General features: G+C 33.3%; 1 protein-coding gene. It reads right to left on the bottom strand.

The features are described from left to right. Positions 1-321 (bottom strand): hypothetical protein (locus CCAND38_RS04700; protein WP_042344086.1); only part of this gene is annotated, 321 nt, incomplete at both ends.

Below are 321 nucleotides of genomic sequence, written 5' to 3'. Positions count from 1 at the left end.
TCGAAATTCTTTTACCGAAGCCGAAACTTTAAAACCAGAGCCAGGGTTTAATACATAGAGTCTATCTCCTTTTGTGTAATAATATTCTTTTCGAGAATAATATGGTTCTCCCGTAAGGTAGAAATATTGTAATTCACCATCCTCAATATAGTTATGTGTAAAGTCGGAAAGTTCTTCTAATGTATTAGAATCAACAAATATCCATTTTCCAAAGAAACGGCTATCCCGTTGTTGGGCTTTAAAATAATCAGCCGTCATATCTTTATCTTCCGAACAAGCGAATACACCCAATAATGCGAATATAAAACAAAACTTTTTCAT

It is taken from the genome of Capnocytophaga canis, assembly GCF_000827555.1.
GTDB classification, from domain to species: domain Bacteria; phylum Bacteroidota; class Bacteroidia; order Flavobacteriales; family Flavobacteriaceae; genus Capnocytophaga; species Capnocytophaga canis.
This window is presented reverse-complemented; position numbering and strand designations above follow the sequence as displayed.